Annotated in this window: 15 protein-coding genes; 6 read left to right on the forward strand and 9 right to left on the reverse strand. The window is 72.0% G+C overall.

Annotated features, from left to right (window positions below; all coding sequences use genetic code 11):
• Positions 1-7 precede the first annotated feature (7 nt).
• Entirely contained in the window at positions 8-613 is a 606-nt protein-coding gene (locus tag ABZ953_RS15345; protein WP_361722679.1) for a dihydrofolate reductase family protein, read from the forward strand.
• Here the strand turns inward: ABZ953_RS15345 and ABZ953_RS15350 are convergent.
• Positions 610-1,422, reverse strand: coding sequence for an alpha/beta fold hydrolase (locus tag ABZ953_RS15350; protein ID WP_361722682.1), 813 nt, complete (start codon positions 1,420-1,422; stop codon positions 610-612). The genes ABZ953_RS15345 and ABZ953_RS15350 overlap by 4 nt on opposite strands.
• A 123-nt stretch (positions 1,423-1,545) precedes the next feature.
• Here ABZ953_RS15350 and ABZ953_RS15355 point away from each other — a divergent pair, with 123 nt between their 5' ends.
• The 4 genes from ABZ953_RS15355 to ABZ953_RS15370 all read left to right on the forward strand — a co-directional run bounded on the left by ABZ953_RS15355 (position 1,546) and on the right by ABZ953_RS15370 (position 5,759).
• Positions 1,546-2,493 carry a MerR family transcriptional regulator gene (locus ABZ953_RS15355; RefSeq protein ID WP_361722685.1) on the forward strand — a complete coding sequence of 316 codons (948 nt, stop codon included), beginning with the start codon at positions 1,546-1,548 and terminating at the stop codon, positions 2,491-2,493.
• Between the two features lie 57 nt (positions 2,494-2,550).
• Positions 2,551-2,943: a MerR family transcriptional regulator gene (locus tag ABZ953_RS15360; protein ID WP_361722688.1), complete on the forward strand. Its 393-nt coding sequence runs from the start codon at positions 2,551-2,553 to the stop codon at positions 2,941-2,943.
• A gap of 36 nt (positions 2,944-2,979) precedes the next feature.
• Positions 2,980-3,297, forward strand: a complete 318-nt coding sequence (locus tag ABZ953_RS15365; RefSeq protein WP_361722777.1) for a thioredoxin domain-containing protein — start codon at positions 2,980-2,982, stop codon at positions 3,295-3,297.
• A gap of 215 nt (positions 3,298-3,512) precedes the next feature.
• Positions 3,513-5,759, forward strand: coding sequence for a helicase (locus tag ABZ953_RS15370; RefSeq protein ID WP_361722691.1), 2,247 nt, complete (start codon positions 3,513-3,515; stop codon positions 5,757-5,759).
• Between the two features lies 1 nt (position 5,760).
• On the opposite strand, the gene glgB is transcribed toward ABZ953_RS15370, so the two are convergent.
• From glgB to ABZ953_RS15400, 6 genes are all read right to left on the reverse strand, one after another.
• Positions 5,761-8,214 carry a 1,4-alpha-glucan branching enzyme gene (gene glgB / locus ABZ953_RS15375; RefSeq protein WP_361722694.1) on the reverse strand — a complete coding sequence of 818 codons (2,454 nt, stop codon included), beginning with the start codon at positions 8,212-8,214 and terminating at the stop codon, positions 5,761-5,763.
• A 26-nt stretch (positions 8,215-8,240) separates the two neighbouring features.
• A complete protein-coding gene (locus ABZ953_RS15380) occupies positions 8,241-9,674 on the reverse strand; it encodes a maltokinase (protein ID WP_361722697.1) in 1,434 nt (477 codons plus the stop codon).
• Between the two features lie 118 nt (positions 9,675-9,792).
• Positions 9,793-11,511, reverse strand: a complete 1,719-nt coding sequence (gene treS / locus ABZ953_RS15385; RefSeq protein ID WP_361722700.1) for a maltose alpha-D-glucosyltransferase — start codon at positions 11,509-11,511, stop codon at positions 9,793-9,795.
• Positions 11,508-13,544, reverse strand: coding sequence for an alpha-1,4-glucan--maltose-1-phosphate maltosyltransferase (locus ABZ953_RS15390; RefSeq protein ID WP_361722703.1), 2,037 nt, complete (start codon positions 13,542-13,544; stop codon positions 11,508-11,510). The genes treS and ABZ953_RS15390 overlap by 4 nt, the downstream gene beginning before the upstream one ends.
• 233 nt (positions 13,545-13,777) lie before the next feature.
• A complete protein-coding gene (locus ABZ953_RS15395) occupies positions 13,778-16,129 on the reverse strand; it encodes a protein kinase (RefSeq protein ID WP_361722706.1) in 2,352 nt (783 codons plus the stop codon).
• A gap of 83 nt (positions 16,130-16,212) precedes the next feature.
• Complete coding sequence (locus ABZ953_RS15400; protein ID WP_361722709.1) at positions 16,213-18,948, reverse strand: serine/threonine-protein kinase; 2,736 nt, start codon at positions 18,946-18,948, stop codon at positions 16,213-16,215.
• Positions 18,949-19,151: 203 nt separating this feature from the next.
• Between ABZ953_RS15400 and glgP the strand changes: the two genes are divergently transcribed.
• Positions 19,152-21,779 carry an alpha-glucan family phosphorylase gene (gene glgP / locus ABZ953_RS15405; protein ID WP_361722712.1) on the forward strand — a complete coding sequence of 876 codons (2,628 nt, stop codon included), beginning with the start codon at positions 19,152-19,154 and terminating at the stop codon, positions 21,777-21,779.
• 111 nt (positions 21,780-21,890) lie between these two features.
• Here the strand turns inward: glgP and ABZ953_RS15410 are convergent, their stop codons facing one another.
• Together ABZ953_RS15410 and ABZ953_RS15415 are read right to left on the reverse strand one after the other, a co-directional pair.
• Positions 21,891-23,513, reverse strand: coding sequence for a M4 family metallopeptidase (locus ABZ953_RS15410; protein ID WP_361722715.1), 1,623 nt, complete (start codon positions 23,511-23,513; stop codon positions 21,891-21,893).
• A gap of 375 nt (positions 23,514-23,888) precedes the next feature.
• On the reverse strand, positions 23,889-25,961 hold the full coding sequence (locus ABZ953_RS15415) for a M4 family metallopeptidase (RefSeq protein ID WP_361722718.1): 2,073 nt from the start codon (positions 25,959-25,961) through the stop codon (positions 23,889-23,891).
• Positions 25,962-26,560: the final 599 nt, after the last annotated feature.

Consider the following 26,560-nt stretch of genomic DNA (forward strand, 5'->3'; position numbering starts at 1 on the left):
GAGCCGTATGCGCAAGCTCGTCTACTTCATCGCCGTCAGCCTCGACGGGTTCATCGCCGGTCCCGACGGTTCCGACCCCACCGGCCCCGACGGGTTCTGGCCCATCGCGCAGGACTACGTACAGCACCTCGCGCAGACTTACCCGGAGACCCTGCCGGCCCCCGCGCGAGAAGCCCTCGGCGTCACCGCGGAGGGGACCCACTTCGACACGATCCTCGAAGGCCGTCGGACGTACGAGATCGGTGTGGCCGCGGGCTTCGCCAACTGCTATCCGCACCTGCGCCACCTCGTCTTCAGCCGCACCCTCACCGAGAACCCCGACCCCGGCATCGAACTGGTCGCCACCGACCCGGTCGAGCGGGTGCGGGAACTGAAGCGGGAGGACGGCAAGGACATCTGGCTGTGCGGCGGCGGCGAGCTCGCCGGGGTGCTGCGTGGCGAGATCGACCGGCTCGTCGTCAAGCTGGGCCCGCTGACGCTCGGTTCGGGCACGCCCCTGTTCGCGCAGAAGACCGCCTTCGACCCGGTCCTGTACGAGCGCACGGACGCCGTTCTCCTCGACAGCGGCACGATCTTCCTCACCTACGACAAGCCCGCAGGCGCCGAGTCCTAGGACAGGGGCGCGGGCATGGCCGTGAGCCGGTGCCCCTCGCCCGCCGCCGCCCGCAGCAGTACGCCGGTCAGCTCGTCCGGCATGGAGAGCATCGGCCAGTGTCCCGTGGCCAGTTCGAAGAAGGCGGCGCGCGGGTCGGCCAGGTGCTGGACGAGCGGCAGCCCCGATGCCACCAGGGCCCCGAGCCCGGCGATGTCCATCGTCCCGCCGGTGGTGCAGAAGACGCCGGTCATCGGAAGGGCGCCGACCGCCTCCGAGACCCGAAGCCGCTGCGCGTACGGTCCTGCGGGCGCCGCGGAGGCGAGGCGCGCGAGCCGGTCGAGCGCCTCGTCGGAAACGCCCGCGAGGTTGCCGTGGGCCTGCCACTCGGCGCGGGAGGGCGCCGGGATCCGCCAGCCGTCCTCGGCCCGCTCCTGCTGGCTCAGCGCCCGGTCGCGGGCCGGACCGTCGGGCATCTGCTCGCGTATCTGGTCGATCATGGAGTAACCGTCCTGGGGCATGGGCGAGTCCAGGTACACGAGCCGGGCGATCCGGTCCGGGCGCCGGTCGGCGGCGCCCGCGGACGGATAGATGCCGTAGCAGTAGCCGACGAGGACCACGTCGGGCGCGTCGATGTGGTCGATCAGCTGGGTGAGGTCCTCGATGTGGGTGTCGAGGTCGACCCCGGGCCCCGCCAGATGGCGGCGGTCGCCGAGGCCCGTGAGCGTCGCCGGATGCACCTCGGCCCCCGCCGAACGCAGCCCGGCGGCCACGTCCCGCCAGAGCCAGCCGCCCGTGTACCCGCCCGACACCAGCACGAACGTCGTCATGCGTCCTCCTCCTCGTACGCTCCGCACACCGTGTTCCGCGCGGTCCGGCCGAGGGGCCGCCCGCGCTCGCCGGTACGGTAGGAACTCCCCCTGAGGGAGGTTCAAGTCGTGCTGCCGGAAGACATGCCAAGCAACCGCGTGCAGTGCAACGGCATGTGGAGCATCGGACAGCTCGCCGAACGGGCGGGCGTCTCGGTCAAGACCGTCCGCTTCTACTCCGACCGAGGCCTGCTGCCCGAAGCCGCCCGCAGCGGCGGCGGCCACCGCCGCTACGGCCCCGACGCCCTCGACCGGCTCCGCCTCATCCGCTCCCTGCGCACCCTCGACCTGCCGGTCCCCGACGTCGGCCGGGTCCTCGACGGGCAGGACGAGCTGGCGGACATCGTCGCGGGACAACTGAAGGAGGTCGGGTCACGCCTGGCCGCCCTGCGCTGGCGGGAGGCGGCCCTGCAACTCCTGACCGACTGCACCGCCGAGGAGCGCGCCGAGCGGCTGCGCCTGATCGGGGCGGTGTCCACACCTCCCGATACGGCCGCACTCGCCCGGTTCTGGCGCTGCTGGCTGCCCGCGCGCCTGCCGTCGCGGGTGGTCACCGCCGTCGTCGACCGGGCGGTGCCGCCCCCGCCCGACGCCCCCACCCCGGCGCAGGTGCTCGCCTTCGCCCGGCTGCACGACTTCGTGGTCAGCCCCTGTTTCGTCGCGGGCCCCCGCGCGGACACCGACTACGGACAGCCCGAGGTGCACACGCCCGGCAAGGGATACCGCCCCACCGTGCTCTACGAAGGCCTCCCGGAGGCGTACGAGCTGGCGGCGGCGCATCTGCGCGCGGGCCGTGCCCCGCACCGCGGCGAGGCCCTCGACTGCTTCGTCGCCGCCCACGCCGCCGCCCTCAACCGGCGCGACACCGCGGGCTTCCGGCGCACACTGCACCGCATGCTCGCCGCCGAACCCCGCATCGACCACTACTGGCAGCTCACCGCCGAAATCCTGAGCCCCCCGTCGGGCCCACCGGAGCCGACCCCCGGAGCCACGGACAACTGGCTCCGCACGGCCCTGGGCACGCCGGTCTGAAGGCCCGCGACGGAAACCCCTGGCCTTGACGCCCGCGTCAAGGATTACCGTCAGGGCATGCGAATCGGCGAGCTCGCGGCGCGTGCGGGGACGACCACGCGGACGCTGCGTTACTACGAGTCCCGCGGGCTGCTTCCCGCGCGGCGGGCCGGCAACGGCTACCGCACGTACGACGAGGACGACGTGCGCCTCCTTGAGCAGATCAGGACCCTGCAGGACTTCGGGTTCGATCTGGAGGAGACGCGGCCCTTCGTGGAGTGTCTGCGTTCGGGGCATCCGGAGGGTGATTCCTGCCCCGCGTCGCTCGCCGTGTACCGCCGCAAGCTCACCGAACTCGACGCCCTGATCGGCGAGTTGGGCGCGGTGCGCGATCAGGTCGGGGCGCAGCTCACGCGCGCCGAGGCGGCGATCGAGGGCGGCCCCGAGCCGCGGTGCGAACTCACAGGATGACCGGACGAGGGGAGTGGCGGAGTGAAGGCAGCAGGAGTGGCCGAAGTGACGGATGAGGATTTCGCGGGGGAGGTGCTGGGTGAGGCGGACCGCCCCGTGCTCGTGGAGTTCACAGCGGACTGGTGCGGGCCGTGCCGACAGCTGGCGCCGGTCCTGAGCGAGCTGGCACGGGAGGAGTCGGAGCGGCTGAAGATCGTCCAGCTGGACGTGGACCGCAGCCCGGAGACCGCGATCGCGTACCGGGTGCTCTCGGCGCCGACGATGATCGTGTTCCGGGGCGGTGAGCCCGTGCTGCAGATGGTGGGCGCGCGGGCCAAGCGGAAGCTGCTCGCGGAACTGGCCGACGTGCTCTGAGGCCCTGGTTCCGGAATCCGGAATCCGGGGGCCCTGGCTCCGGATACAGAAACGCCCCGGACGAATTGACGTCCGGGGCGATTCTCTGCGTATATTGGATTCTTTCGCGAATCTCTGCCCGTTTGCCTTGACTTCTCGACTTCCGGGTCGACTTTCAAGCAGGGCGGCTTCGCGAAGAAGTTCAATAAGAGCACTGTAACTGGCGAGGGGCTGAATTGTCAACCGAGGAATTGCGGGAAGAGCAGCAATTCGTCTCCGGGCTGTACGCGCGCTTGGACGCGCTGCGCGAGGAGGCCGAGACCGCCATGCAGACGTCGTTGTCGCAGGTGGGAACGGGTCTCCAGGCGCGCCTGGAGCGGGATGTCCTGGTGGCCGAGCAGTCCGGACTGCTCGCCGCCTTCGACGCGGGAGAGAACGGGCTCTGCTTCGGCAGGCTCGAATTCCGCGACGGTCGTGACCATCACATCGGACGCATCGGTATCCGCGCGTCCGACACCGCACGCACCCCACTCGTGATCGATTGGCGTGCCGATGTCGCGCGCCCCTTCTATCTCGCGACCGGCCACACCCCGATGGGCCTGCGCAGGCGTCGGCACATCACCACCAAGGGCCGCGAGGTCACGGACCTGCACGACGAGATCCTGGATCTCGGCGATACGACCCGCACCGGCCACGAGGGCGCCGACGCCGATGAGGTGCTGCTCGCCGCGCTCGACTCGGCGCGCACCGGCCGCATGCACGACATCGTGCAGACCATCCAGGCCGAGCAGGACCGCATCATCCGCGCCCCGCACCGCGGCGTCCTCGTCGTCGAGGGCGGCCCGGGGACGGGCAAGACGGTCGTCGCGCTGCACCGCGCCGCCTTCCTCCTCTACGCCCACCGCGAGCTGCTCGCCAAGCGCGCGGTCCTGATCGTCGGCCCGAACCCGGCCTTCCTCGGCTACATCGGCGAGGTCCTGCCCGCGCTCGGCGAGACCGGCGTGCTGCTCTCCACGGTCGGCGAACTCTTCCCCGGCGTGACCGCGACCGGCACCGAAAGCGCGGAGGCGGCCGAGGTGAAGGGCCGCGCGGAGATGGCGGACGTGCTCGCCGCCGCCGTACGCGACCGGCAGCGGACCCCCGAGCCGGGCGAAGCGGTGATCATTGAGCACGACGACGGCGATCTCATCCTGGACTGGACGATCGCCGACCAGGCGCGCGAGGCGGCCCGCGCCGCCGACGTGCCGCACAACCTCGGCCGCCCGCACTTCGCGTTCCGGATCATCGACGCGCTGACCGCGCAGCTCGCCGAGCGCATCGGCCACGACCCGTACGGCGGACCGAACTTCCTGGGCCCCGACGACATCGCCCAGCTCGGCAAGGGCGTCGCGGCCAGCGGTGACGTGCACGCGGCCATCGAGGAGCTGTGGCCGACGCTCACCCCGCAGCACTTCGTCGCCGACTTCCTCCAGGAGCCGACGGGCCTGTCCGAGCGGGACGCGGACGCCATCCGGCGGCCGTACGACGCGCCCTGGACCGCCGCCGACGTGCCGCTGCTCGACGAGGCGGCCGAGCTGCTCGGCCACGACGACAGCGCCGAGCGGGCGGCGGCCGAGGCCGAGCGGGCCAAGCAGATCGCGTACGCGCAGGGCGTGCTCGACGTCTCGCGCGCCTCCCGTACGTACGAGTTCGAGGACAAGGACGAGGACGACGCCGAGGTCCTGCTCGCGCACAACATCATCGACGCGGAGCGGATGGCCGAGCGCCAGGAGGAGGCCGACCACCGCAGCGCCGCCGAGCGCGCGGCGGCCGACCGCACCTGGGCGTTCGGGCACATCATCGTCGACGAGGCGCAGGAGCTCTCGGCGATGGCCTGGCGACTCCTCATGCGGCGCTGCCCGACCCGCTCCATGACGCTCGTCGGCGACCCGGCGCAGACCGCGGAGGCGGGCGGCTGCGGCTCGTGGGAGAGCATCCTCGCGCCGTACGTCGAGGACCGCTGGGAGTACACCCGGCTCGGTGTCAACTACCGCACGCCTGTGGAGATCATGGACGTGGCGGCGGAGGTGCCGCGCCTGGAGCGGCCCGACTTCACGCCGCCGAGTTCGGTGCGGTCCACGGGCGTACGGCCCTGGGCGCGCCGCGCGGACGACCTCGCCACCGCCGTGGCGGACGCGGTGGCCGCCGAAGCGCGGGAGGAGGGGCGCCTCGCGGTGATCGCCCCCCGCGAGCTCCACGCGGAGCTCGCCGCGGAGCTGCCCGGGGTGACGGCCGGGCAGGCCCCGGACCTGACGCGGCCGGTCGTTTTGATCGACCCGCGTCAGGCGAAGGGCCTGGAGTTCGACACGGTCCTGGTCGTCGAGCCCGCGCGGTACGGCACCAGCGACCTGTACGTGGCGCTGACCCGGGCCACGCAGCGCCTCGGCGTCCTGTACGCCGAGGAGCTGCCCGTCGCGCTCAAGCAGGTCATGCAGGTCAAGTAGGTCACGCAGGTCGGAGCCAGATCGTAGCCAGCGGCGGCAGGGTCATGCGCAGGGACGCGGGACGGCCGTGGGACGCCACCGGCTCCGGCTTGAGGGGGTCGGGGTTGGTGACGTCACCGCCGCCGTAGCGGCCCTCGTCCGTGTTCAGGACCTCCTGCCAGGCGGCGAACTCCTCCGGCACGCCGAGGCGGTAGCCGTGCCGGACGACCGGCGAGAAGTGCGAGACGGCGAGCAGCGGGGTGCCGTCGCCGCCTGACGCGGGATAGCGCAGGAAGGCGAAGACGTTGTCCTCGGCGGCGTCGCCGTCGACCCAGGCGAAGCCGCCGGGGTCGGTGTCGCGCTGCCAGAGGGCGCCCTCGCGGCGGTAGACGGTGTTGAGCTCGCGGACGAGGTCGCGCACGCCCCGGTGGTCGGCCTCCGCGCCGTACGCCGGGTCGAGCAGCCACCAGTCCGGGCCGTGCCCCTCCGCCCACTCGGCGCCCTGTGCGAACTCCTGCCCCATGAAGAGGAGTTGTTTGCCGGGGTGGGCCCACATGAAGGCGAGGTAGGCGCGGTGGTTGGCGCGCTGCTGCCACCAGTCGCCCGGCATCTTCGACACGAGCGAGCGCTTGCCGTGCACGACCTCGTCGTGCGAGATGGGCAGGACGTAGTTCTCGCTGTACGCGTACACCATGGAGAACGTCATCTCGTTGTGGTGGTGCTTGCGGTGCACCGGCTCCTTCGCCACGTAGCCGAGGGAGTCGTGCATCCATCCCATGTTCCACTTCAGGCCGAAGCCGAGGCCTCCGAAGCCGCCGGGCCCCTGGTGGTGCGTCGCCCGGGTCACGCCGTCCCAGGCCGTGGACTCCTCGGCGATGGTGACGACGCCGGGGGCGCGGCGGTAGACGGTGGCGTTCATCTCCTGGAGGAAGGCGACGGCGTCGAGGTTCTCGCGGCCGCCCTGCGCGTTCGGGGTCCACTCGCCGTGCTCGCGGGAGTAGTCGAGGTAGAGCATCGAGGCGACGGCGTCGACGCGCAGCCCGTCGATGTGGAACTCCTCGCACCAGTAACAGGCGTTGGCGACGAGGAAGTTACGGACCTCCTTGCGGCCGTAGTCGAATTCGAGGGTCCCCCAGTCGGGGTGCGCGGCCCGCGCCGGGTCCTCGTGCTCGTACAGGGGGCGGCCGTCGAACTCGGCGAGCGCCCAGTCGTCGCGCGGGAAGTGCGCGGGGACCCAGTCCATGAGGACGCCGATCCCCGCCCGGTGCAGGGCGTCGACCAGGAACTTGAAGTCGTCGGGGGTGCCGAGGCGGGCGGTCGGGGCGTAGAAGCCGGTGACCTGGTAGCCCCAGGAGCCGCCGAAGGGGTGCTCGGCGACCGGCATCAGCTCGACGTGCGTGAAGCCCAAGTCGCTGACATATGCGGGGAGTTGCTCGGCGAGCTGCCGGTAGGTCAGTCCGGGGCGCCAGGAGGCGAGGTGCACCTCGTACACCGAGAAGGGCGCCTCGTGGGGCGACAGGTCCGCGCGGCGCGCCAGCCACTCCTGGTCGTGCCATTCGTGGTGCGACTCGTGCACGACCGAGGAGTTCGCGGGCGGCGTCTCCGTGCGGCGCGCGAGCGGGTCGGCGCGCAGGGTCGTCGAGCCGTCGGGCCGGGTGATCTCGAACTTGTACAGCTCGCCCTCGCCGACGGACGGCACGAACAGCTCCCAGACGCCGCTGCCGCCGAGCGAGCGCATCGGGAAGCCCACGCCGTCCCAGAAGTTGAAGCCGCCGACCACCCGCACGCCCCGCGCGTTGGGCGCCCACACCGTGAACCGGGTGCCGGTCGCCCCCTGGTGGATCATCGGCCGGGCGCCGAGCGCGTCCCACAGCCGCTCGTGCCGGCCCTCACCGATCAGGTGCAGGTCGAACTCGCCGAGCGAGGGCATGAAGGAGTACGTGTCGTGGATCTCCAGCTCCGTCTCCTCGTACGTGACGCGCAGCCGGTAGTCGTCGGGCGCGGTCCGCAGCGGCAGGACGGCGGAGAAGAAGCCGTCGCCGTCGTCGCGCAGCTCGGCGTGCAGGCCGTCGGCGATCACGGTTACCGCCGTGGCGTACGGGCGCAGCGCACGGAACGCCGTGCCGCCGGGGACGGAGTGGGCGCCGAGGACGCCGTGCGGGTCGTGGTGGGTGCCGCTCAGGAGCCGGGCGCGGTCGCCGTCCATAACAGGGGACTCGGTGACCGGCGACTCGGTGACCGGCGACTCGGCGATCGGGGATTCGGTGACCACGGGTTCGGTGGCCGGGGGTTCGGTGACCGCGGGGGCGCCCGTCGCCCGGCCGCCCTTCGCCGGAGCTTTCGCCGCCGCCTTCTTCGCGCTCGTGGTGCTCTTCGTGCTCTTCGCGCTCGTGGTGCTTGCGGTGCTCTTCGCGGGTTTCGCCGTCTTGCGGCTCTTCCCGGCTTCGTCGGACGGTTTGCGGGGGCGGGGGGTCACGGGAGAGGCCTCCTCCGGAGGGATGGTCAGTGGGCTTCGTCGGCGGGGCCGTCCTGGGCGAGGCGGCGGGCCGCGGCCAGCGGGACCGGCAGCCAGTCGGGGCGGTGGCGCGCCTCGTAGAGGACTTCGTAGACCGCCTTGTCGGTCTCGTGGGCGCGCAGCAGGACGGGGTCCGTGCGGGGGTCGCGGCCCGAGACCTCCGCGTACCCCGAGCAGTAGGCGGCGCGGCAGTCATCGGCCCACTGCGGCTCCCGGGCGCCGTGGGACGCCGCGTAGTCGAAGGAGCGCAGCATGCCCGCGACGTCGCGGACCGGCGGCTGTGGCAGGCGGCGCTCGGAGAGCGGCCGCGCGGGCTCGCCCTCGAAGTCTATGAGCGACCACTCGCCGTCCGGGGAGCGCAGACACTGCCCCAGGTGCAGGTCGCCGTGGACGCGCTGGGCCGTCCAGGACTGGCCCTCGCCGCCCAGGTCGGCAAGGGCCTCGAAGGCGGTGAGCAGCCCGGGTGCGTACGGCCGCAGGGCGGGGACCGCCTGGGCCGCGGCGGTGAGGCGGTCCGCCATGGCGTCGGCGGTCGCCTCGACCTGTGCCCGGCCGAGGGTGACGGTCGGCAGTGCGGCCGCGAGCGCGGCGTGCACCTGCGCCGTGGCGCGGCCGAGCGCCCGCGCCTCGCCGGTGAAGGACTCGCCCTTGTCACGCATCCTGAGGGCGAGCTCCCAGCCGTCCTCGGCCCCGGCCAGATACGGCTGGAGCACCCCGAGGCCGCAGGTCTCCTCCGTGGCGGCCGTGCCGTGTGCCAGGTCCGCGAGGAACCAGGCGGCGGGCGCGGGCACCCGTGCGCAGCCTGCGCGGGCGAGCTGCAGGGGGAGTTCCAGGTCGGGGTTGACGCCGGGCACGACGCGGCGGAACAGCTTGAGGATGAACGTATCTCCGTACACCAGTGAGGTGTTGGACTGCTCACCGGCGAGCAGCCGGGGGCCGAGGCCGGAGGGGATCTCGACGGCCATGTCGCGTTCGAAGCGGAGCACGCCGTGCCGGCCCGGCATGCGCAGCCGCTCCAGGAGCAGTTCGGCGAGGTGCGGGTCGTGCAGTGCCTCGTACACCGTGTGGCCGGTGAGCGGTCCCTCGGTGACGTGGCCGATCAGCGCGGAGGCCAGGTGGGGCGGCAGGGTGCGGCGCAGTCCGATCAGCAACTGGTAGCAGTCCGCCGGGCCTTCGGCGCCGTCGAGTGCGGCGCCCGGGGCGGAGATGACCGGTTGGCGCACCCGCAGGAGCAGGTGGAGCAGGCCCGACGGCGAGCTGCGGGGCAGGAGTTCGGTGGCCGTCACCGCTTCGAGGGCGCTGATGGGGCGCCCCTTTCCGGCGAACCACCGTTGCCGGGGCAGCCATGCGCGCAGCAGTGGATCGAGTGAGGCGAGCAGCGCGGTGGCGTGTGCGGTGGGGCGGATGGCGGCTTCCGACATGGCGTCGCGTCCTTTCCGCGTCGCGGACAAGGCAGGGTGCGGGAGTGCCGGTCGTGCGTAGGAGTGCCCAGGGCGGGGCGGTGGAAACCGCCCCGCGAGGGCGTCGCGCTGCCGGAGCCTACGCCGGTTCCTTGCGCAACCGGAACCAGTAGAACCCGTGTCCCGCCAGCGTCAGGAGGTAGGGGAGCTCACCGATGGCCGGAAAGCGCACCCCGCCGATCAGCTCCACGGGGTGGCGTCCCTCGAAGGTCTGGAGGTCGAGTTCGGTGGGCTGGGCGAAGCGGGAGAAGTTGTGGACGCACAGGACGAGGTCGTCGCCGTCCTCTTCCGTCGGAGGGGCTTCGCGCAGGAAGGCGAGGACGGCCGGGTTGGAGGAGGGCAGTTCGGTGTAGGAACCGAGGCCGAAGGCGGGGTTCTGCTTGCGGATCTCGATCATCCGGCGCGTCCAGTGCAGCAGGGAGGACGGGGAGGACATGGCGGCCTCGACATTGGTGACCTGGTAGCCGTAGACCGGATCCATGATCGTCGGCAAGTAGAGGCGCCCTGGATCACACGACGAGAATCCGGCGTTGCGGTCGGGCGTCCACTGCATCGGTGTGCGCACGGCGTCGCGGTCGCCGAGCCAGATGTTGTCGCCCATGCCGATCTCGTCGCCGTAGTAGAGGATCGGCGAGCCGGGCAGGGAGAGCAGGAGCGCGGTGAAGAGTTCGATCTGGTTGCGGTCGTTGTCCAGGAGGGTGGCCAGGCGGCGGCGGATGCCGATGTTCGCGCGCATGCGGGGGTCTTTGGCGTATTCCGCGTACATGTAGTCGCGCTCTTCGTCGGTGACCATTTCGAGGGTGAGCTCGTCGTGGTTGCGCAGGAAGATGCCCCATTGGCAGCCGGAGGGGATGGCGGGGGTCTTGGCGAGGATTTCCGATACGGGGTAGCGCGATTCGCGGCGGACGGCCATGAAGATGCGGGGCATGACGGGGAAGTGGAATGCCATGTGGCATTCGTCTCCGCCGTCCTGGAAGTCACCGAAGTAGTCGACGACGTCCTCGGGCCACTGATTGGCCTCGGCGAGCAGGACGGTGTCGGGATAGTGGGCATCGATCTCGGCGCGGACACGCTTGAGCAGATCGTGGGAGCGGGGAAGGTTCTCGCAGTTCGTGCCCTCCTCCGCGAAGAGATAGGGGACGGCGTCGAGGCGGAAGCCGTCGATGCCGAGGTCGAGCCAGAAGCGGAGGGCGGAGATGATCTCTTCCTGGACGGCCGGGTTCTCGTAGTTGAGGTCGGGCTGGTGGGAGAAGAAGCGGTGCCAGAAGTACTGCTTGCGGACGGGGTCGAAGGTCCAGTTGGAGGCTTCGGTGTCGACGAAGATGATGCGGGCGTCGCTGTACTGCTTGTCGTCGTCGGCCCAGACGTAGTAGTCGCCGTAGGGGCCTGCGGGGTCGGTGCGCGATGCCTGGAACCACGGGTGCTGGTCGCTGGTGTGGTTCATGACGAAGTCGATGATCACGCGCATGCCGCGCTGGTGGGCGGAGTCGACGAACTCCACGAAGTCGGCGAGGTCGCCGAACTCGGGCAGGACGGCGGTGTAGTCGGAGACGTCGTAACCGCCGTCGCGCAGCGGCGACTTGAAGAACGGGGGCAGCCAGAGGCAGTCCACGCCCAGCCACTGCAGGTAGTCCAGCTTGGCGGTGATGCCCTTGAGGTCGCCGATGCCGTCGCCGTTGCTGTCCTGGAAGGAGCGGACAAGGACCTCGTAGAAGACGGCACGCTTGAACCAGTCGGGATCCCGGTCCTTGGTGGGTGTGTCCTCGAAGGTGTCCTGGACGGGCTCGTTGACGATCATGGTGTGGGTGACCCTCCGATCAACGGTGAGGACGGTCGCAGGACCCGGAAGACGTGCGCGGGCGCGCGCCCCGGTTCGAGGCGCACATAGTTGGTCCTGCCCCAGTGATAGGTGTCGCCGGTGAGCTCGTCGCGCACCGGCACGGTCTCGTGCCAGTCGAGGCCGAGTTGCGGCATGTCCAACGAGACCGTTGCCTCCTGGGTGTGGTGAGGGTCGAGGTTGGCGACCACCAGAACCGTGTTCGAGTCGTGTGCGGCGCCTGTGGACTTCGAGTAGGCGATCACCGTCTCCTTGTCGGTGGGGTGGAAGTGCAGGTCGCGCAGTTGCTGCAGGGCGGGGTTGGCGCGCCGTACGCGGTTGAGGGCGGTGATGAGCGGGGCGATCGTGTCGTCGCTGCGCACCGCCGACTCCCAGTCCCTGGGCCTCAGTTGGTATTTCTCCGAGTGCAGGTACTCCTCACTCCCGGGCCGGGCGGCGCTGTTCTCGCACAGCTCGAACCCGCTGTAGATCCCCCACGTCGGCGACAGCGTGGCGGCGAGCACGGCGCGCACCTCGAAGGCCGGGCGGCCGCCGTCCTGGAGGTAGGCGTGCAGGATGTCGGGGGTGTTCACGAAGAAGTTCGGGCGCAGGAAGTGGGCGGTCTCGCGTGACAACTCCGTGAGGTAATCGGTGAGTTCGTCCTTCGAGTTGCGCCAGGTGAAGTACGTGTACGACTGCTGGAAGCCGATTGCAGCGAGGGTCCGCATCATCGCGGGCCGGGTGAACGCCTCGGCGAGGAAGATGACGTCCGGGTCGGTGGCGCGGATGTCCGCGAGCACCTGTTCCCAGAACACGACGGGCTTGGTGTGCGGGTTGTCGACGCGGAACACGCGGACCCCGTGGCCCATCCAGAACCGCAGCAGCCGCACCGTCTCCGCGACCAGCCCCGGCAGGTCCTGGTCGAAGGCGAGCGGGTAGATGTCCTGGTACTTCTTCGGCGGGTTCTCCGCGTACGCGATGGAGCCGTCCGCGCGGTGGTGGAACCACTCGGGGTGCTTCTCCACCCACGGGTGGTCCGGCGAGCACTGCAGCGCGAAGTCCAGGGCCACTTCGAGACCGAGCCGCCCGGCCTCGCCCACGAAGGCGTCGAAGTCCTCCAGGGTGCCCAGGTCCGGATGGACGGCGTCGTGACCGCCCTCCGGCGAACCGATCGCCCACGGCACACCCACGTCGTGCGGGCCCACGGACAGCGAGTTGTCGGGGCCCTTGCGGTAGGTGGTGCCGATGGGGTGGATCGGCGGCAGGTAGACGACGTCGAAGCCCATCTCGGCGATGGCGGGCAGCCGCGCCGCCGCGGTACGGAACGTACCGGAGACCGGCGGCGCGCCCGGCCGGACCAGCGCGCCCTCCGAGCGCGGAAAGAACTCGTACCAGGATCCGTAGAGAGCTCTGCGCCGCTCCACGACGAGCGGCAACTCCTCGGAGGAGGTGACGAGTTCACGGAGCGGGTGGCGGTCGAGTGCCGTCTTCACCTCGGGGATGAGGGCGGCTGCGAGCCGGGCCGCGGGGGAGCGGGCCGTGTCGCGCAGCGCGCGGGCCGCGTCGAGCACCACGGTCCGGGCGGCGCCGGGGGCACCGGCCGCGGCCCGCTCGTGGAGGCGGGCGCCCTCCTCCAGGACCAGGTCGGTGTCGAGGCCCGCCGGTATCTTGATCTGCGCGTGGTGACGCCAGGTGGCGACCGGGTCGCCCCACGCCTCCACGGCATACGTCCAGCGTCCCTCGGTGTCCGGTGTGACGTCCGCGCCCCACCGGTCGGTGCCGGGGGCGAGCTCCCGCATCGGGGTCCACGGTCCGGGCCGCCCCCCGGGATCGCGCAGCACGACGTTGGCGGCGACCGCGTCGTGCCCTTCGCGGAAGACGGTGGCGGTGACCTGGAATGTTTCCCCCGGCACCGCTTTCGCCGGTTGTCGCCCGCCGTGGACGGCGGGGCCGACATCCAGGACGGGGATGGTGGGCTGTGCGGGAGTACCTGGCGGGGATGAGCCAAGAGGCATGTCTGACCGCTCCTGTCCGCGTGCACGGATACGTGGGTGTGGAGGGGTTCCGCGGTGCGCGCCGGCACTGCGGCCGACGTGCGTACCGAAAGAGCCTTCCCACCCCCTTCGGGTGGGCAATCCGGCGCTTTGTTAACTACTAGTGCGTAAGGGCGCATGCAAGACCAGCCCCACCATGAATGGCAAGAGCGGGCCGAATTCGCATATGCCTTATGGCCTGTTGACGGGTACGTCTACGGGGCGTAGCCGGAGAGGATCCTGCCGTCGTCCGTGGCGGTGAACAGGGTGCCGCCCACGTACAGCGGGGAGCCCAGGGACGGCGGGTCGTCGTACTCCGTCCGCCCGTCCGCCAGGGGGATGTCCTTCCTGCGGTAGGAGTCGATGTCGTCCTTCGTGGAGCGGCCCCACATCTCGTAGAGACCGACGGCGAGGACCCGCTTGCCCGTCAGGGCGAGGGACACGGTGTCCTGCGGGCCGCCGTAACGCCACAGGCGCTTGCCGGTGCGCCAGTCGAAGGCCGTCATGGTGTGGGTGACCGGGTCATCGGGATCCGGGCTGCCCGTGGCCACCACGAGGACGTCCGCGTCGCCCACGACCGGCGGCAGCGCGGGCTCCAGGCCGGGGGCGAGGGTGCGGCGCGTGGCGAGGGTGGCGGGGTCCAGTTCGCGGATGCCCGGGGTGCCGTGGTCCCAGCACACGAGGGAACCGCGGTGGGCCAGGAGGCCGTAGCAGGACTGGCCGGGGGCGCGCCGGGTGACCTTGCCGTCCTTGGTGGAGAGGGCCAGGACGCCCTTGCCCTCGATGGCCGCGTACACCCGGCCGTCCCGGACGAGGGGCGCGTTCTGCACCTTCGCGGGCAGGGTGGGCGACGTCCACAGCTCGCGGCCGTCCCTCGCGCGGCGGGCGCGCACGACGGCGCGGCTCGGGCCCGCCGACTCGTCGGCGAAGCTGAACTCGGCGGTGTACACGACCCCGTTCGCGTACGTCAGGCCCATCACCGCCGTGTCCGACGCGGTCGGTCTGCGCCAGCGTTCGGTGCCGGAGGAGAGGTCCACCGCGAGCACGCCGCGCTCGCTCGGGACGTACACCCGCTCGCCGTCGCTCTCGGGCGGCAGCAACTGGATGCCCTGCAGGTCGTCCGCGGTGAGAGGGAAGCCGCGCGAGGTCCAGCGGTGGCCGCCGGTCGCCGCGTCCAGAGCCGTGGCGGCTCCCTTCCCGTCCCGGCACACCAGCGTGGACGCGACCAGGACACAGCCGTTGCCCTGGTCGTCCAGGCCCTTGGGGCGCGCCACCGACCAGGGTTTCCAGCCCTTGGGGCGGGCGGACGCGGGGGACTTCGCCGCGCCGAACTCGCCGGAGTGGGCCGGGTTTCCGTACTCCGGGACGATACGGGCGGCGGGGCCGTGGCGGCCGGATGCGGACGGACGCCCGCCGCTCGCCCCACTCCCACGCTCACTCCCACTCCCGCTTCCCTTGTCGCCGTCGCCCGGTAGCAGCACCGCCGCGACCGTCACCGCGGCCGCCACCGCCGCCGCGGCGGCGATCCACCGCCCGCGGCGCCGGGGTGCGGTCGCGACCGGCGGGGCCGAAGGGGCCGGAGGGGCAGAAGGGGTCGAAGGGGTTGGAGGGGCCGGAGGCGTCGGCAAGGGTGCGATGCCCGACGTGGTGGCCGCGTCCGCCAACGAGCGCTGATCCACCGCCCGTTCGCAGCGCGCCACCGCCTCACGGTGCTCGGCGAAGAGCGAGAGCACCGGCGCGGGCCACGGCACGGCCTGCCCGGCGCCGCCCGCCAGGCGGTCGGCGAGCGCCGCCGCCGTGGGCCGCCCCTCGGGCGCCGGGGCCAGACAGTCGGCGATCACCGGGCGCAGGCCGTCGGGAACCGCCGAGAGGTCCGCGTCGCCCTGCGCGATGCGGAAGATCACCGAGGCCAGTTCCTGGTCGTCGAACGGGCCGCGACCCGTCGCCGCGAAGCAGAGCACCGCGCCGAGCGTGAAGACGTCCGACGCGGGCACCACCGCATGGCTGCCCTCCAGTTGCTCGGGCGCCATGAAACCGGGCGTGCCCACGACCATCCCGGCCGCCGTCAGAGCCGTCGCGTCGAAGGCCTGCGCGATGCCGAAGTCGATGAGCGTGGGGCCCTCGGGGGTGAGGAGTACGTTGCCGGGCTTGAGGTCACGGTGCAGGACCTGGGCGGCGTGCACCGCCGCGAGGGCGCGGGCGAGCCCGGCGCCGAGCACGCGCACCGCCTCGGCGGGCAGCGGCCCGCAGCGGCGCACCGCGTCCGCGAGCGAGGGCCCGGCGACGTACTCGGTCGCGAGCCACGGCACTTCGGCGTCCGCGTCCCCGTCGAGCAGGGCCGCCGTGCCCGCGCCCGAGACCGCGCGCGCCGCCGCGATCTCCCGGCGGAACCGGATCCGGAACTCCCGGTCGATGTCCAGGTCGGGCCGGACGGTCTTGACCGCGACGAGCGGCGCACCGGACCGCTCGCGGGCCAGATAGACCTCGCCCATGCCGCCCGCGCCGATGAGGGCGAGCAGCCGGTACGGGCCGACCTGGCGCGGCGGCCCGGACAGGGGGTCGAGCACGGATCCTCCAAGGAGCGCTGCGCGTGAGGGAGATCGTGAGGGAGATTGGGGGCGACCGGGGGAAAGGGGGCGGAAACCCGGGATCAGGAGGGCAGCTCGACCGAGACGACCGTGCCCTGGTCGTAGACGATCGTCGCGACGCCGCCGAGCGGCAGGACCGTCGGCGGTTTCGGCTGGTCGGCGACCACCGTGCCGGAGTCCGCGGGCGGCTCGGCGACGCGGTTGCCGGGGGCGCCGGGGACCCGGACGGTGCGGACCGTGCCTGCGGCCGTCAACGGCACCGTCCGCAGCGTGGAGTTGTCGGCGGTCAGGGCGCGGTCTCCGATGACCAGCGCGCCGGAGGAGACGGGGCGCGCGATGGCGTAGTCGACGACGGAGAGCGGCTCCTTGCGGACGAGCCTGCCGGTCTTCGGGTCGGCCACGAGCAGCTTCGCGCCCGTCGTGTCGTACGCGAGGGCGGCGCCGGGAGCGACCGCGCTCACCACGACGTCCAGGCCGGGGTGCCCGTCGGAGCCGGTCGGCGGGGCCTTGAAGCCGAACGTGCCCTCGACGGCGAGCGTGCGGGCGTCCAGGCGGCTCACCCGGGTCTGCGGATCGGCGGTCGGGTCGTCGAGGTCGCCGCCGACACCGAGCACGTGGGTGCAGAGGATCTGGTCGTCGCCGGGGTCCGCGGAGGCGCGCGTGTCGGCCATCAGGGAGCGGCACTGACCGTCGTCGAAGACGCCGCCCACGCGGTCGCCCTTCTTCTCGTCGAGCGCGACGACACCCTTGGCGGAGTCGGCGTACACCAGGCCGTCGTGGGCGAGCACGGCGGTGTAGTTGCCCTGCTCGGCCATGGAGAGGGTCTCGTTGCTGAGGTCGTACGTCCACACGGGGTCGCCGCCGCGCTCGACGGGGAACGCCTGGACCGTGGCGCCCGTCGGCCCGTCCGCGCCCCGCGTGGCGCCCTCCGAGGAGACGATCAGGTGGTCGTCGGTGAGCAGGGCGGACGTGGCCTTCTTCCCGGCCGGAGCACCGGCCGTCCACCGCACGTCGCCGCTTTTCGAGTCGCGAACCTGCACACGGCCCTTGTACGCGATGACGGTCGTCCCGCCGCGCACCACGGGGTGCTGTTCGTCGCCGGGCATGAAAAACGCCCCGGACGGGCTGATGTACGCCTCGCCGCCCGACCCGTCGTCCTGCCCCGTCCGGCCGTCCGACGTCCACAGGCGGTGCCCGTCGGCGGCGCTGCGTGCCTCGTACGTCCCGTTCGTCAGCAGGCATACGACGGCTTCAGTGTCGGCCGCGCAACTCATGGGCGCATGGCCGTACGTGGCCTTCCAGGGCCGCCAGCCCTCGGGGCGCTGCGCCGCCTGCTGCGGGACGTGGCCGTTGCGGTCGTCGCCGCCGGACGCGTCGACACCGGCGGTGGCGATCAGCCGGGCGGGGGAGACGGAGGGCTTCGCCGCCCCGGGGGACGCGGGTCCGCCACCGGTGCTGCCGGATGCCTGGCCGCCGCCTTCGGAACCGGAGCCGGAACCGGAGTCGGACCCGCGCAGGGCGAGCAGCCCGCCGACGACGGCGCCCGCCACGGCCACGGCGGCCACGACAAGGACGGCACGGCGGAGGGTCGGCCCCTGACGGGGCGGCGGCGCGGGGGTGGGGGGTGCGGGGGCGACGGGTGCGGCCGAGCTCATGGTGGGCAGCCCATGGGCGGGCAGGTCAGGCGCCGTGGGGGTCCAGGTGGGGGTCTGCGTCACCGGGTGCGCGGGGCCGTCGGGCAGCGGGGGCAGGGGCAGGGGCAGCAGAGGGTGTCCCGAGGCGCACAACTGGGCGGTGTCGCGCCGGACGTCGGCGATGTCTCCGAGGACGGTGGCGGGCCACCCGGCCGCAGGGACAGGAACACCACCCCCATCATCGTCGTCGCCGCCGCCGCCGTCGCCGCCGCCATCTCGCAGCGAGCCCAGCCGCGCCGCCACCTCCGCCGGTTCCGGCCGCTCGCCCGGCTCCCGTGCCAGGCAGGCCGCGAGGAGTTCGCGCAACTCCTCGGGGACACCGTCAAGGCGCGCCTCGGCCCGGGACACGCGGTACAGGACCGCCGCCATCGGGCCGTCCCCGAACGGGTCGTCGCCGGATGCCGCGTAGGCGAGGACGGACGCCAGGCAGAACACGTCGGACGCGGCCACCACGTGGCGGCCGCCCGCCACGTGCTCGGGGGACATGAAGCCGGGCGTGCCCACGAGCAGGCCCGTCGCGGTCATCGTGGTCGCGCCGAGCGCCCGTGCCACGCCGAAGTCGATGAGCTTGGGCCCGTCGGCACCGAGCAGGACGTTCGCGGGCTTCAGGTCGCGGTGCAGGGCGCCCGCCCCGTGTACGGCGGCCAGCGCGCGGGCCACTCCGGCGCCGAGCGCGGCGACGGCGGCGACGGGCAGCGGGCCGTGCCGCCGTACCGCGTCGGCGAGGTTCGGCCCGGGGACGTACTCCGTGGCGAGCCAGGGCTGCCCGGCGTCCGCGTCGCCCGCGACGAGGCGGGCCACGAAGGGGCTGTCGACGGACGTCGCGACGGATATCTCGCGCCGGAACCGGGCGCGGAACCCGGCGTCGCCCGCGAGGTCCTTGCGGATCGCCTTCACGGCGACGAGCGCGTCCTGCTCGTAGGGGCGGCCGGGCTCGTGCGGCTCCGGCGTCGCCAGGAACACCTCGCCCATGCCGCCCGCGCCGAGCCGGGCCAGCGTCTCGTAGGGACCCACCCGCCGTGGAGAGGACTCCCGCAACTGCCCGATCATCCGCTGCCGCCCCCGTCGCCGCTGTTGTCCGCCGTCAAGTCCCGTGAAGTTCAAGGAGGTTGCAGATTACAGCGGGTGGCGGCGGCGGGGGCGGTGTCCGGCCCGTCCTGGCCTCTCTTCCGCGCCTCTCTTTCGCGCCTCGCCTCACGCCCCTCTTCTGCGCCCGTCCGCGCGCCGTGGTTCCCGGGGGCCGGACACCGCTACCGTCTACGCGTAGGTCGATTCGTCACGCATCCCCCGGCAGAGGTGGAGTCGCTGTGAAGGCCATCCGTCGATTCACCGTACGTCCCGTCCTTCCCGAACCCCTCGGCCGGCTCTCCGAGCTGGCCCGCAATCTGCGCTGGTCCTGGCATCCGCGCACCCGTGACCTCTTCGAGTCCGTGGACCCCCGGCTGTGGGCGGCGTCCGGCTGCGACCCCGTGCGGCTCCTCGGCGAGGTGCCGTCCGCGCGGCTCGACGAGCTCGCCGCCGACGCGGACTTCCTGCGACGGCTCGGCGAGGCGTCCGACGATCTGCGCGAGTACGTCACCGGAGAGCGCTGGTACCAGGAGCGGGCCCGCAGCGACGGCCACCTCCCGCGCGCCGTCGCCTATTTCTCCCCCGAGTTCGGCATCACGGCCGCCCTGCCGCAGTACTCCGGCGGCCTCGGCATCCTCGCCGGAGACCACCTGAAGGCCGCGAGCGACCTCGGTGTCCCGCTCATCGGCGTCGGTCTGCTCTACCGGCACGGCTACTTCCGCCAGTCGCTGTCCCACGACGCCTGGCAGCAGGAGCACTATCCGGTCCTCGACCCGAACGAGCTGCCGCTCGCCCTGCTGCGCGAGCACGACGGGACGCCCACGACCGTCGCGCTCGCGCTGCCCGGCGGACGCTCGCTGCGGGCGCACGTCTGGCAGGCGCAGGTCGGGCGCGTGCCGCTGCTCATGCTCGACTCCGACGTCGAGGAGAACGACCCCGGCGAGCGCGACGTGACCGACCGGCTCTACGGCGGCGGCAGCGAGCACCGGCTGCTGCAGGAGATGCTCCTCGGCATCGGAGGGGTGCGCGCCGTCCGGGCGTACTGCCGCCTGACCGAGCACCCCGAGCCCGAGGTCTTCCATACGAACGAGGGCCACGCCGGGTTCCTCGGCCTGGAGCGCATCCACGAACTGGCCCTGGAAGGCGTCGAGTTCGACACCGGGCTCGAAACCGTGCGCGCCGGGACCGTCTTCACCACCCACACCCCCGTCCCCGCCGGAATCGACCGCTTCGACCGCGAACTGGTCGCCCACCACTTCGGCCCCGGCGCCGAACTGCCCCGCATCGACGCGGGCGACGTCCTGCGCCTCGGCATGGAGACCTACCCGGGCGGCGAGCCCAACCTCTTCAACATGGCGGTGATGGGCCTGCGCCTCGGCAGCCGCGCCAACGGCGTGAGCACTCTGCACGGCGCGGTGAGCCGCGAGATGTTCGCGGGCCTGTGGCCGGGGTTCGACGCCGACGAGGTGCCGATCGCCTCCGTCACCAACGGCGTGCACGCACCGACCTGGGTGGCCCCCGAGGTCTTCCGGCTCGGCGCGCGCCAGATCGGCGAGCGGCGCACCGAGGACGCGCTCTCCGTCGGCGGCTCCGACCGCTGGGACGCGGTGGCCGACATCCAGGACGCCGACATCTGGGAGCTGCGCCGCACCCTGCGCGAACAGCTGGTCCACGAGGTCAGGCGGCGCCTGCACGACTCGTGGCGCCAACGCGGTGCCGCGACGGCCGAGTTGGGGTGGATCGACGGCGTCCTCGACCCGGACGTCCTCACCATCGGCTTCGCGCGCCGCGTCCCCTCGTACAAGCGGCTCACGCTGATGCTGCGCGACCGCGACCGGCTGATGGAGCTGCTCCGCCACCCCGAGCGGCCGGTGCAGATCGTCGTCGCGGGCAAGGCGCACCCGGCGGACGACGGGGGCAAGCGGCTCATCCAGGAACTCGTCCGGTTCACCGACGATCCGCGGGTGCGTGCGCACATCGTGTTCCTGCCCGACTACGGCATGGCGATGGCGCAGAAGCTCTACCCGGGCTGCGACGTGTGGCTGAACAATCCGCTGCGGCCCCTGGAGGCGTGCGGCACGTCCGGGATGAAGGCGGCCCTGAACGGCTGCCTCAACCTCTCCGTCCTGGACGGCTGGTGGGACGAATGGTTCGAGCCGGACTTCGGCTGGGCCATCCCGACCGCGGACGGCGCCGCCATCGACGAGGACCGCCGCGACGACCTGGAGGCCGCCGCGCTCTACGACCTCCTGGAGCGCCGCATCGCGCCCCGCTTCTACGAGCACGGCCCCGGTGGCCTGCCCGACCGCTGGATCGAGATGGTCCGCAGGACCCTGACCCGGCTCGGCCCGAAGGTCCTCGCGGGCCGCATGGTGCGCGAGTACGTCGAGAAGCTGTACGTGCCCGCCGCCCGCGCCCACCGGACGCTCGACGTCGCCGCGGCGGGTGAGCTCGCCGCGTGGAAGACCCGGGTCAGGGCCGCGTGGCCGCGCGTCGCCGTCGATCACGTGGAGGCGTCGGCGACCGGCGCCACCGCCGAGCTGGGGGCCACGCTGTCCCTGCGGGTACGGGTGCATCTGGGGGAGCTGACGCCGGACGACGTCGAGGTCCAGGTTCTCGCGGGGCGCGTCGATCCTGAGGATCACATCGACGGGGCGGATCCGGTGCCGCTGAAGTCCACGGGCGGGCCCGACGTGGAGGGGCGACGGGTGTACGAGGGGCCGCTGGCCCTGGACCGGGCGGGGCCCTTCGGGTACACGGTGCGGATTCTGCCCGCGCACCGGTTGCTTGCGAGTGGGGCGGAGATGGGGCTTGTGGCGGTGCCGTCCGAGGTTACCGGGGAGGAGGCGGGGGTGTTGATGCGGTGAGCTTGCTGCGGGCCGGTGGGGGCTGGTCGCGCCCACGCGGCGGAGCCGCACATGTCACAGCCCCGCGCCCCTTAATAAGGGGCGCGGGGAACTGCGCGAATCTTTTGTCTGTTACTTGACGTTGACGCCGGCCCAGGCCGCCGCCACGCCCTTGGCCTCAGCCGAGTCCGCACCGTAAAGGTCCGTCGCGGCCTTCAGCGTGCCCTCGCGCGCCGCCTTGTAGTCCGTCGTCGAGGTGAACTCCGTCGTCAGGGCCTTGAACCAGATCTTCTCGGCCTTGTCGCGGCCGATGCCCTCGACCTTGGAGCCGTCGGCCGTCGGGGAGTCGTACTTGACGCCGTTGATCTCCTTCGCGCCGCTGCCCTCGGACAGCAGGTAGAAGAAGTGGTTGGCGATGCCCGAGGAGTAGTGGACGTCGACGTTGCCCGCGTCCGCGCTCCAGTTGTCCAGGGACTGGCCGTCCTTGGAGGGCTTGTCCATGTAGCGCAGCGGGGTGCCGTCGCCGTTGATGTCGATCTCTTCGCCGATGAGGTAGTCGCCGATGTCCTCGGGGCTCTTGGCGTTGAACTCGACGGAGGAGCCGAAGATGTCCGAGGTGGCCTCGTTCAGGCCGCCGGACTCGCCGCTGTACTCCATGTTGCCGGTGGCCGAGGTGACGCCGTGCGACATCTCGTGGGCCGCGACGTCGATCGAGGTGAGGGGCGCCTTGTTGCCCTCGCCGTCGCCGTACGTCATGCAGAAGCAGCTGTCGTCCCAGAAGGCGTTGACGTAGGAGTCGCCGTAGTGGACGCGGGAGGTCGCGCCCTTGCCGTCGCCCTTGATGCCCTCGCGGCCGTGCACGTTCTTGTAGTAGTCCCAGGTGACCTGGGCGCCGTACGCGGCGTCGACGGCGGCGGTCTGCGGGTCGTCCGGCTTGCCGGTGCCCCACGTGTCGTCGTCGTCCGTGAAGAGCTTGCCCTCGCCCTGGCCGTTCGCCAGGTTGAGGGTGGAGTGGCCGCCGCGCGTGTCGTCGGTCAGGTCGAAGCCTGCCGAGCCCTTCTTCGAGCCGATCTCGACCTTGCCGCTGTACTGGCTGTTGCCGGTGCCGTTCTCGATGGCCTGGTGCTGGAACAGCTTCTTGCCCGTCGCGGCGTCCGTGATGACGTGCAGTCTGCTGGGCGTGCCGTCCTTCTGGGTGCCCGTGACGACGGTCTCGTACGCGAGGACGGGCTTGCCCTCGGCGGCCCAGATCACCTTGCGCGGCGACTGCGCGTCGGCCTTGGCGGTCTTGGCCTTGGCGGCGGTCGACTCGGCGGACTTGGCGACCGAGGACTTGCCGAGCTTCGCGTCGGTGGACGCGACCTTCACGCTCGCCTTGGTGGCCTTCGTGACCCGCTTCACCTTGCCGCTCTTGGCGGTGTGCACGACGAGGTCGCCGCCGAGGACGGGCAGGCCGTCGTAGGTGCGCTCGTAGCGGGTGTGGGTGGTGCCGTCGGCGTCCTTGACGACGTCGCGGACGACCAGCTTCTCCTTGGCGCCCAGGCCGATCTTCTCGGCGGTGGCGGCCTTGTCGGCGTTGGCGTCCTTCATGAGGCCGGCCTTGGCCGAGATGGAGAGGGCGGCGGGCGCGCCGGAGGGCGCGGCGGCCGGCTGTGCGGAGGCGCCGGTGGTCAGTCCGGCGGCGAGCAGCGCTCCGGCGGCAACCGCGGTCGCGATGGCCAGGGTCGAACGCTTACGGGCTATGTGGGGGGTCACGCAGGCTCCTTCTGTGGGGGGCCCGGACGGCATGGGGACCTGTCCGGGCTTGAAAGATGCGGTGCGGGTGTGACGTGTGTGTGCTGAGAGGAGAGAGTGCCATTCGAGCCAGGTACATGTCAGCCCTTGGGTTGATGTTGGCCGGAAATAGTTCGTTGAGCGATGGTCAACGTACGTAATGCGAACAGGGTGTGAACGGCGACCGGGGCGTGAACGAGCGCGCCGCCCCGGGGAGTTGATCGACCCGGGGCGGCGGCGTTCGTTCTGCTCAGTGCTGCGCCGGAGGGGCGCCCCGCCCGTCGTTCACGGGCGGCGCGTCCCTCCGGCGTGTTTGCGAAGGGGACTTCCGGCACCCTCAGGCGCCTTCAGGCCGGTTTACGGGAAGGTGACCTTCCAGCTGTTGATGTAGCCGGTGTCCTGCGCGGCCTTGTCCTGCACCCGCAGCTTCCAGGCGCCGTTGGCCACCTCGGACGAGGCGTTGACCGTGTAGGTCTCCTTGACGTTGTCCGCGGAGTCCGAGCCACTGGTCGCCTTGAGCGGGTAGACCGACCCGTCGGGGGCCAGCAGGTCGACCTGCAGGTCACCGCGCCAGGTGTGGACGATGTCGACGCCGACCTTCAGGGCGCTCGGCGCGTTGCCGGTGCGACCGGTGACGTTGACCGTCGAGGTGACCGCGGGGCCGTTGTCCGGAATGGCGACGTCCGTGGTGTTCTCGAAGGACGTGCCGGGCTCCTCGCCACCGGGGCGGCTGCCGACGTTCACGGCCGCCCAGGCGTTGGCGACGGCCTTGTACTCGTTGCTGGTGGTGCCGTACAGCTCACCGGCCGCCGCGAGCGTCCCGGTGCGGGCCGCCGCGTAGTTGGTGGTCGTGGTGAACTTCGTGGTGAGCGCCTTGAACCAGATCAGCGACGCCTTGTCCCGGCCGATGCCGGTGACCGGGAGGCCGTCCGAGGTGGGCGAGTCGTACGAGACGCCGTTGATCACCTTGGCGCCGCTGCCCTCGCTCAGCATGTAGTAGAAGTGGTTGGCGATGCCCGACGAGTAGTGCACGTCGACGTTGCCCACTCCGGAGTACCAGGAGTCCTTGGACGCGCCGTCCTTGGAGGGCTTGTCCATGTAGCGCAGCGGGCTGCCGTCGCCGTTGATGTCGATCTTCTCGCCGACGAGGTAGTCGCCCTTGTCCTGGGCGTTGTTGGCGTTGAACTCGACCGCGGCGGCGAAGATGTCGGAGGTGGCCTCGTTCAGGCCGCCGGACTCGCCGCTGTAGGTCATGTTGCCGGTCGCGGCCGTCACGCCGTGCGTCATCTCGTGGGCGGCCACGTCGATGGACGTGAGCGGCTTGGAGTTGCCCGAGCCGTCGCCGTACGTCATGCAGAAGCAGGCGTCGGACCAGAAGGCGTTGACGTAGTTGTTGCCGTAGTGGACGCGGGAGTACGCGCCGACGCCGTCACCGCGGATGCCGGAGCGGCCGTGCACGTTCTTGTAGTAGTCCCAGGTGAGCTGGGCGCCGTAGGCGGCGTCGGCGCCTGCGGTCTCCGCGTTGGAGGCCTGGCCGTTGCCCCAGACGTCGTCCGGGCCCGAGAAGAGCGTGCCGGTGCCTGACGTACCGTGGTTCAGGTTGTACGTCTTGTGGTTGCCGCGCCCGCTGTCGGTGAGGTTGTAGTTCGACCCCGACTGGACGCTGCCCACGGTGACCTGGCCGCTGTACTGCGTGTTGCCCGTGCCGTTCTCGATGCCCTGCCACTGGAAGAGCTTCTTGCCGGTGGCGGCGTCCGTGACGACGTGCAGCTCGTTCGGGGTGCCGTCGTGCTGCAGCCCGCCGACCACGGTCTCGTACGCGAGGACGGGCTTGCCCTCGGCCATCCACACGACCTTGCGCGGCGCCCGGTCCGCCTCGGTCTTCTTCGAGCCCGCCGCCTTCGCGGCGCCGAGCGCCTGCTTCTCGGCGGCCGACGCCTTGACGTCGGCGCTCATGTCGACGCCCTTGAGCTGCGCCTTCGCGGCCTTGGTGACACCCTCGGTCTTGCCCGACTTGGCGGTGTCGACCACCAGGTCGCCGCCGAGGACGGGCAGGCCGCCGTAGGTGCGCTCGTACCGCGTGTGGACGGTGCCGTCACGGTCCTTCGCGACGTCGCGGACGACGAGCTTCTCCTTGGCGCCGAGCTTGAGATCGTCGGCGGTCTCCGCCTTGGTGGCGTTGGCGTCGCGGATGAGCTCCGCGCGCTGGGCGGGGGAGAGCTTGACGGCCAGCGCGCCGGGGTCGACCTTCCCGAGCTTCTGGGCCGCGGGAGCGGGGGCCTTGGCCGCGGGGTCGTCGGCCGAGGCGGGGCCCGCCTGAACGGCGACGGCGAGGAGTGCGGCCACTGCGGAGAGGGCGCCGACGGCGGTCGCGCGAGTGCGGGCCGAACGGCTGTGGGAGGTGGGTCTGTGGGAGGTGCTTCTCAACACGGACTCCTTCTGCGCGGCCGCGGGGATGCGCGGCCAGAGCTACCGGACGGCTGGGTCGCCGACCGGGCAGAACAAGGCGGAACGCAGAACTGGGCGGTGCACAACGGGTATTGCGTGAAGAGAAACCGTCGCCTTGTTGAAAGCCGTGCGACGGTCGAGGGGAAGAGTGGCACCAGAGGACCGCTGTTGTCAGGTGCGCATCAGTAGTTGGCTGGATTCAGTCCGTTGGCCGGTAGGGCACGTTCGGTATGCGGAGTCCGGCCAGGCGGACGCGTGCGGACTCGTGCGGACCCGTGCGGGCGATGGGCGCGGCTCCTCGGCGGGGCTGCCCGGCGACCTGCGCCGAGGCCTCCGTCGCCCCGCACCCCGGCTTCGACGACCGTTTTCGGAGTGGTCCGTTCCGGGCGCAAGGGCCCCACTTGGGGCGATCCGGGCGCGGGCCTGCGGTGCGTCGCGCGGCCGTGGCGCGCAGGCGGGGGCGGTGGCGGGGGCGGTGGCTGCGCGCGCCGGAGCCCGGCGCCGTCCCCGAGGGCCGTCCTGGGGCGCCTCCGTCCCGTACGCGCCCCGCCCCGCGGCGGTGCGCTGCGGCACGCTGTTCG

The organism is Streptomyces sp. NPDC046465 (assembly GCF_040646035.1).
Classification (GTDB): domain Bacteria; phylum Actinomycetota; class Actinomycetes; order Streptomycetales; family Streptomycetaceae; genus Streptomyces.

Excerpts from the sequence above, each read along its gene's own strand:
- ABZ953_RS15355 (WP_361722685.1), top strand. The coding sequence starts at position 1,546 with ATGCCAAGCAACCGCGTGCAGTGCAACGGCATGTGGAGCATCGGACAG.
- ABZ953_RS15390 (WP_361722703.1), bottom strand. The coding sequence starts at position 13,544 with ATGCCTCTTGGCTCATCCCCGCCAGGTACTCCCGCACAGCCCACCATC.
- ABZ953_RS15350 (WP_361722682.1), bottom strand. The coding sequence starts at position 1,422 with ATGACGACGTTCGTGCTGGTGTCGGGCGGGTACACGGGCGGCTGGCTC.
- ABZ953_RS15345 (WP_361722679.1), top strand. The coding sequence starts at position 8 with ATGCGCAAGCTCGTCTACTTCATCGCCGTCAGCCTCGACGGGTTCATC.
- ABZ953_RS15360 (WP_361722688.1), top strand. The coding sequence starts at position 2,551 with ATGCGAATCGGCGAGCTCGCGGCGCGTGCGGGGACGACCACGCGGACG.
- treS (WP_361722700.1), bottom strand. The coding sequence starts at position 11,511 with ATGATCGTCAACGAGCCCGTCCAGGACACCTTCGAGGACACACCCACC.
- ABZ953_RS15380 (WP_361722697.1), bottom strand. The coding sequence starts at position 9,674 with ATGTCGGAAGCCGCCATCCGCCCCACCGCACACGCCACCGCGCTGCTC.